Origin of the sequence: Streptomyces sp. (assembly GCF_031178505.1) — a bacterium.
Lineage (GTDB): Bacteria > Actinomycetota > Actinomycetes > Streptomycetales > Streptomycetaceae > Streptomyces > Streptomyces gulbargensis.
The window spans coordinates 1-6903 of sequence record NZ_JAPSIW010000360.1; the positions used below are offsets into that span (position 1 = coordinate 1).

Consider the following 6903-nt stretch of genomic DNA (forward strand, 5'->3'; position numbering starts at 1 on the left):
AGGGTGAGGGCGACCATCGCGACGAACAGCGGGACCTGCGGCCACAGGGCCCGTCCCCGGGGCAGGGCGCCGACCGCGGAGTCGTGGGCGGCGATCACTCCGAGGACGTGGCCGGTGACGACGGCGGCGACCTGGACCAGGGACATGACCGTCGCGGACGGCACCGCGTACGCCATGGGCCGGACGCCGCCGTCGTGGACGGAGCCGTGCACGCCGTTGACCAGGAAGACGTCGGTGAAGCGCTGCACCTCGAGGAGGAACACCGAGGCGTAGTGGGCGATCACGTAGCCGATGGAGATGGGGATGAGGGAGGGCGCCATCAGGCGCGTGTTCCAGGTGGCGTCGCGGGCGAGGCGGCGGGCGCCGAGGCCGGAGAGTGCCATGAGGAGCGCCACGAGGAGGGTGACGGCGAGCAGTCCGGCGGTCCGGGCGGGTGAGGTCGGCAGGTCCTCGGTGAGCCGCTTCCACCAGCCCAGGTTGGAGACGCTGTCGAAGGCGGTGGCGGCGAGCATCACGCAGACGGTGGCGGTCAGGCCGGGGGTGGGGCGGACCGCGGCGAGTCCGTCGAAGGGGTTGCGCAGGGCGAGCCGCCCGTCGGTGGAGCGGCCGAGCGGCGCGGCGGCGGCGATCAGCGTCGAGTACGCCTCGAAGGCGTCGCCGCGCTCGAACCAGCGGGAGCCGTACAGGGTGGCGGCGGTGAGCTGGACGGCGGCGTACACCCACAGCCAGATGAGGACGGGGACGGTGGAGTCCCGGTCCGGGGAGGCGAGTTCGAGCCAGGCGAAGGCGAGCAGACCGGCGGCGGCCGGCCAGTGGCCGAGCCGCTCGGGCAACGGGCGGAGGCCTTCGCGCGGGTCGGTGCGCAGCAGCAGGCAGAGCAGGTCATGGGCGGTGCGCAAGGGGTTGAGCAGCCGCCAGACGGGGCCGAACAGGAGGGAGGCGGGGACGAGTCCGACCCAGAAGACGACGAAGAAGGTGCCGAGGCCGAGTGCGCTGCCGCCGTATCCGGTGGTGAGGACGGTGACGGTGAGGACGGCGAGGGCGAGGCCCAGCAGGCGCAGCGTGCGGCGGGTGAGCGGGTGGTCGGCGAGGTCCGTCAGGACGGGGGGCAGGGGGCGGCGGACGCGGCCGGGGACGAAGCGGGGCTCCGTCCAGCGCAGACGGAGGGCGTCGAAGGAGGCGTAGAGGGCGGTGGCCCCGGCGACGAGGGCGTACGAGAGGGGGATGGGGCCGTCGCGGTGACCGACGACATGGGCGAGGAACCGGTCGTCGGAGGCGAAAGCGCCGTGTGTCATCAGGAGTTCCGGGCCGTGGAGGGACCCGAGGGCGAGGCCGGTGCCGAGGAGGAGGTCGTGGGGCATGTGCCGACGATGGGCGGGTGGGCCGGCGGGGGCGAGACCGAGGCGGGCGGGCCTTCGACGGGTGCCGGTCCGCCCGCCCGGGGTGGCCGACCGGGGTGGCCGCGCGGCCGGTCGTTCTGCTCGTCCGGAGTCGGGTCCGCGCCGCGTGCCGGGGGCGGCACGGTAGCCGTATGGAATCGACACGGACGGGGACAGGGACAGAGGCGGGGCCCGGTGCGGACGAGGCCCACGGCGCGGAGGACCCGATCGGGAAGGTGCGGGTCGCGGCCTTCGCGGCGGTGGCGATCTATCTCTTCGGGCAGGCCTTCGACACCTACTGGCACGCGAAGAACGTGTCGTTCGTCCCGGAGCCGCCGAGCGCCCTGTGGACCATTCACCTGGGCATCTACCTGGGTGCGGCGATCATTCTCGCGACGGGCGCCCTGGTGGCCTTCCGGGACGGCTTCCGGATCGCCGGGGGCCTCTTCGCCCTGGGGGGCGCGGTGGCGCTCGCCGGCTTCTTCCTCGACATGTGGAAGCACTCCCAGGGCACCTCCGTGGACTTCTACCACGACCTCGTCTGGTATGGCTTCGGCCTGGTCGTGGTGGGTATGGTGCGGATGGAGGCGATGCGTCGCAACAGGCTCGGTGTTCCCCACCGTTCGGACTGACCGAGGACCGTGGTGCTCATGACCGGAGGAACCGCCGGAAAGCTGGGCAAGTTACTGGGACCGCTCGGTGCCGAGGCCCTGACCGTGCTGTGGCGGGCGGGCCGGCCGCTCAGTGTGCGGCAGGTGCAGGAGCGGCTGAACCAGGGCCGGACCGACCCCCTCGCGTACACGACCGTCATGACGGTGCTGAGCCGGCTCGCGGCGCGGAACGTACTGCACCGTTCGGCCGCGGGACGGGGCTTCATCTACGAGCCGACCGTCGCCGATGTCGCCGAACTCGCGGTACGGGACGTCATCCGCGACCACGGGGAGGCGGCCGTCGCCCACTTCGTCGACCAGTGCAGGGACGAGCCGCAGCTGCGGTCCCGGCTCATGCGGCTGGTGCGCGGGGATTCCGGAACGGGCTGATCCGCCGGGCGACTTCGTCGGTCCGGGGGCGAACAGTACGGGGGATGTGCTGGTGTCGGTGGTGCGCAGCATTCGCGAAAGCCCTGCCTGTCTGGTGGGGCTCCTTCTCTGTCCGGCCCTCACCGCGGCGGTGACCCTGGAGCTGGGGTACGTCGCCGCGGGTCTCGTGCGGGAGGTCCGGCACGGCGGCGGGGCCGGTGCGGCGGGGCTGGTGGACACCCTGGTGATCGGCTGCGCCCTGCTGGTGGTCCTGGTGAGCGCGCTGGCCGGCTGCCGCAGTGTGGTCCGCTGTCTGCTGGCGTCGGCGCGGCTGGCCTCGTGGGTCGCCGAGAACACGGTGCGGCCGTCCGGCAGGCTCCAGCGGATCGCGTACCGGGTGGCGCCGGGGATGCCCGTGGTGCAGGTCGGCGCCGATTCCCCGTTCGCGGTGACGTACCGGCTGTGGCGGCCCCGGGTCGCGATCAGCTCACGGCTGGTGGAGCGCACCTCCGACCCGGAGCTGGCGGCGGTGCTGCGGCACGAGTGGCACCACGCCCGGTGGCGGCATCCGCTGGGCCGCATGCTGACCGAGGTGGTCTCCTCCACCCTGTGGTTCCTGCCCGCGCTGCGCACCGTGCGGCAGCATTCCACGGTGCGCCAGGAGCTGCTGGCGGACCAGGCCGCGCTGCGGGTGGCGGGCCGCAGCGTCCTCGCGAGCGCGCTGGTGAAGTCGCTGGCGGAGGAGGAGGTGACCGCCGCGGGGACGGCGATGGGTGACGCGACGGCGCTGGAGGCGCGGGTGCGTCAGCTGGAGCACGGCCCGAAGCGGCTCGCCCGGTCCCTGCGGTGCCGCTCCCTGCGGCGTGCCGTCCTGTTGCTGGGCGCGGTGCTCGCGCTGCTCGCGTACGGGACGGCGGCGGCGGTCCGGCACGGGCTGTGCGTGCCGCCGTTCTGAGACGGACTGCGGGTGCCGCCGTTCCGGGGTGACGGCGGGCGGCCCGTGGCGCCCCGGACTGCGGGTGCCGCCGTTCCGGGGTGACGGGCGGGTGGCCGCCGGCCCGTACGGCACGGCCGCGGGCGCCGTGCCGTACGGGGTGGTCGGTGGCCGTACCGGTCAGACGCAGTGCTTGTCGGCGACGGCCAGGGCGTCGTCGAGGCGGGCGAGGCCCTCGCGGGCGTCCTCCTCGCTGATGTTGCACGGCGGGGTGATGTTGATCCGGTTGAGGTAGACCATCGCGTTGAGGCCGCGCTGCAGGAAGGCGCCCATGAGTTCGCCGGCCTGCGGGGTGAGCCGGTCGGGCTGCTCGTACCCGACGAACATCTCCCGGGTCTCCTTGTTCTTGACGAGCTCGACGGCCCAGATGGCGCCGATGCCGCGGACCTCGCCGACGCTGGGATGCCGTTCGGCGATCCGGGCGAGTTCGGGGCCGAAGACCTCCCGGCCGAGCCGGTCGGCGTGGGCGATGACGCCCTCGTCGCGCATGGTGTCGATGGCGGCGACGGCGACGGCGCAGGCCAGGGGGTGCCCGGAGTAGGTGGTGCCGGCCGGATAGGGCGTGCGGCTGAAGGTGTCCACGATCGCGTCGGAGACGATGACGCCGGAGAGCGGCACATAGCCGGAGTTGACGCCCTTGGCGAAGGTGACGAGGTCGGCGCGGACGTTCCAGTGGTCGGCGGCGAACCAGGCGCCGGTGCGCCCGAAGCCGACCATGATCTCGTCGAGGATCAGCATGATGCCGTACCGGTCGCACAGGGCCCGGACCCCGGCGAGGTAGCCGTCCGGCGGGACCAGCACACCGCTGCTGGTGCCGCCGACCGGTTCGAGGACGATCGCGGCGATGGTCTGCGCGCCCTCCAGGACGATGACCTGCTCCAGGTGCTCCAGGGCCCGGGCGCACTCCTCCTCCTCCGTGCGGGAGTGGAAGGCGGAGCGGTACAGGTACGGGGCGAAGAAGCGGCTCACGCCGGCGGTCCCGGTGTCGTTGCGCCAGCGGCGCGGGTCGCCGGTGAGGTGGATGGCGGTGGCCGTCGCCCCGTGGAAGGAGTGGTAGGCGGAGAGCAGCTTGTGCCGGCCCGTGTGGAGGCGGGCGAGGCGGACGGCGTGCTCGACGGCCTCGGCGCCGCTGTTGGTGAACAGGACGCGGTCGAGGCCCTCGGGGGCGACCTCGGCGATCTTGCGGGCGGCGGTGGAGCGCTGGGCCTCCGAGAAGTGCGGGGCGATCACGCACAGCTTGTCGGCCTGCTCCTTGACGGCGGAGACGAGCCGCGGGTGCTGGTGGCCGAGGTTGGTGTAGACGAGCTGGCTGGCGAAGTCGAGGTACCGGTTGCCGGCGTAGTCCCAGAACCAGGACCCTTCGGCTCCCGCGACGGGGAGCCCGCGGTAGGCGCCCTGCTGCACCCAGCCACGGAAGAGGTGCGCCTGGTCGTCGGCGAGGACGGCTTGTGCGGCTTCGAGGCCGCCGGTGGCGTGCTCTGGTGTCATGGCCAGCACGGTAGGGCGGGGGGCGGGCGCCCCCCAGTCCTGTTCGGACGAGCTGATCGGGCACCTCGGGCGGCCCGCGGCGGTACGCGGACGGACCGTGTCCGGCGGTGGTCGCCGGGCACGGTCCGTCCGGGCGGGCGCGGCCGTCAGCGTGCGGGGAGGCGGTCGGCCGGTACGAGGCGCAGTGCGGCCGGGTCGGGCCGCGCGGTCAGGCGCCGGTAGAGGGTCGCGCTGTGGGGCCAGTTGTTGGTGAGGGTGCCGTCGGCGGTCTTGAACCAGTTGGTGCAGTCGTCGGTCCAGACGGTGCGCCGGGCACCCTCGTCGACCCGTCGCTGCCACGCCTCGAGGGCCTCGGGGCGGGCGTCCAGGACGATCCGCCGCCCGCGTGCGCCGTGGTCGGTGAGGAGCTGGACGCACTGGGCGACGTAGGCGGCCTGGGCCTCCAGGGTGAGGGTGACGGAGTTGTGGCCGAGGTTGGTGTTCGGCCCGTACATGAGGAACAGGTTGGGGAAGCCGGGGACGTGGATGCCGAGGTGGGCGCGGGCGCCGTGGCGCCACTGCGCGTCGAGCCGCCGGCCGCCGCTGCCGGTGACCTCCATGGGGGCCAGGAACTCGGTGGTGCGGAAGCCGGTGGCGTGGATGATCGTGTCGGCCTCGCGCAGCGTGCCGTCCCGGGTCTCGATGCCCTTCTCGGTCACCCGGGCGATGGGGTCGGTGACCAGCTCGACGTTCTCCCGGGTGAGGGCGGGGAAGTAGTCGGAGGACAGCACGATCCGTTTGCACCCCACGGCGAAGGACGGGGTGAGCCGGGCCCGCAGCTTCGGGTCGGGGACCTGGGCGGCGAGGTGGCGGCGGGCCATGAGGGCGAGGAGGGCGGCCGTCCTGCCGCGCCGCAGCGCCGGCAGGAGCACCGCCTCGGAGCGCCGGAAGAGGAGGCCCCGGTAGGCGCGGTGGGCGCCGGGGAGGGTGCGCAGGGCCGCGGAGAGCAGGGGGTGGAAACGTTCGCCGGGCTTGGGCAGGACCCAGTTGGGCGAGCGCTGGTACACGTGGAGCCGCCGGACGCGGCCGGCTATCTCGGGGACGAGCTGGGCGGCGCTGGAGCCGGTGCCGATGACGGCGACGTCGCGGCCGGTGAGGTCGTGCCCGTGGTCCCAGCGTGCGGTGTGGAAGGCAGTGCCGACGAAGCCGTCGAGGCCGGGCAGGTCGGGGTACTTGGGCAGGGACAGCTGGCCGACGGCGGTCACCACGGCGTCGGCCGTGTGCTCCGCGCCGGTGGCGGTGCCCAGGATCCAGCGCGCGGTGGTGTCGTCGTACCGCAGGCTGGTGATCTCGGTGCCGTAGCGCAGGTGCGGGACGAGTCCGTGGTCGCCGGCGCAGCGGCGGAGGTAGGCGAGGACCTCGGGCTGGCGCGGGTAGCGGACGGTGCTGTCGCGGTAGGGCGCGAAGGAGTACGAGTACAGGTGGGACGGGATGTCGCAGCCGGCGCCCGGGTAGGTGTTGTCGCGCCAGGTGCCGCCGAGGTCGGCGGCCTTCTCGTAGACGGTGAAGGAGTGCAGTCCGCGCCGTTTCAGCTGGATGGCGGCGCCGAGGCCGGCGAGGCCGGCCCCGATCACCGCGACCTGGGTGTGCGGGGCCCTGGGGGTCACGGCCGGGCGGCCCCCGTCCTGCGGTACACCGACACGTGGGCCTGGCTCTCGCCGGTGAACGGGGACTCGTCCCAGCCGCCGTACCGGTGTTCCAGGGTGAGCCCGGCGAGGCGGGCCATGAGGTCGAGTTCGCTGGGCCAGACGTAGCGGAACTGCACGGTGTGGTCGCGGCTGCCGTCGCCGTGGTCGAGCCGGTAGTGGGGCCACATCCGCTGGGTGACCGGGTCGTGGCGGTCGACGCCCAGGTTGAGGCTGTGGTCCTCGCTGCGGGCGACCTCCATGAGCCCGCCGCTGCGCCGGGCGGCCTCGAAGCGGGCGGTGTCGGGGACGAAGCCCTGGACGACGAAGCGGCCGTGTTCGGGCAGGAGCCGGGCGGC

At 73.7% G+C, this 6903-nt stretch carries 6 protein-coding genes and 1 pseudogene; 3 read left to right on the plus strand and 4 right to left on the minus strand.

Annotated features, from left to right (window positions below):
• Positions 1–1361, minus strand: a 1361-nt coding sequence (locus RIF68_RS21865) for a hypothetical protein (RefSeq protein ID WP_309052981.1), incomplete at its 3' end; no start/stop codon positions are given.
• Positions 1362–1531: 170 nt separating this feature from the next.
• Between RIF68_RS21865 and RIF68_RS21870 the strand changes: the two genes are divergently transcribed.
• From RIF68_RS21870 to RIF68_RS21880, 3 genes are read left to right on the plus strand one after another with little or no spacing between them, the layout of a single operon-like run.
• Positions 1532–2011, plus strand: a complete 480-nt coding sequence (locus RIF68_RS21870; RefSeq protein WP_309052982.1) for a hypothetical protein — start codon at positions 1532–1534, stop codon at positions 2009–2011.
• 18 nt (positions 2012–2029) lie between these two features.
• Positions 2030–2419, plus strand: a complete 390-nt coding sequence (locus tag RIF68_RS21875; RefSeq protein WP_309052983.1) for a BlaI/MecI/CopY family transcriptional regulator — start codon at positions 2030–2032, stop codon at positions 2417–2419.
• A 58-nt stretch (positions 2420–2477) separates the two neighbouring features.
• Complete coding sequence (locus RIF68_RS21880; protein ID WP_309052984.1) at positions 2478–3353, plus strand: M56 family metallopeptidase; 876 nt, start codon at positions 2478–2480, stop codon at positions 3351–3353.
• A 159-nt stretch (positions 3354–3512) separates the two neighbouring features.
• Here the strand turns inward: RIF68_RS21880 and RIF68_RS21885 are convergent, their stop codons facing one another.
• From RIF68_RS21885 to RIF68_RS21895, 3 genes and pseudogenes are all read right to left on the minus strand, one after another.
• Positions 3513–4880 carry an aspartate aminotransferase family protein gene (locus tag RIF68_RS21885; protein ID WP_309052985.1) on the minus strand — a complete coding sequence of 456 codons (1368 nt, stop codon included), beginning with the start codon at positions 4878–4880 and terminating at the stop codon, positions 3513–3515.
• A 146-nt stretch (positions 4881–5026) separates the two neighbouring features.
• On the minus strand, positions 5027–6526 hold the full coding sequence (locus RIF68_RS21890; protein WP_309052986.1) for an NAD(P)/FAD-dependent oxidoreductase: 1500 nt from the start codon (positions 6524–6526) through the stop codon (positions 5027–5029).
• Positions 6523–6903, minus strand: a pseudogene (locus RIF68_RS21895) (class I SAM-dependent methyltransferase); the annotation flags it as partial. The pseudogene RIF68_RS21895 and the gene RIF68_RS21890, both read right to left, overlap by 4 nt.

Coding starts and splice junctions, on each gene's coding strand:
- RIF68_RS21870 (WP_309052982.1), top strand. CDS start 1,532: ATGGAATCGACACGGACGGGGACAGGGACAGAGGCGGGGCCCGGTGCG.
- RIF68_RS21875 (WP_309052983.1), top strand. CDS start 2,030: ATGACCGGAGGAACCGCCGGAAAGCTGGGCAAGTTACTGGGACCGCTC.
- RIF68_RS21885 (WP_309052985.1), bottom strand. CDS start 4,880: ATGACACCAGAGCACGCCACCGGCGGCCTCGAAGCCGCACAAGCCGTC.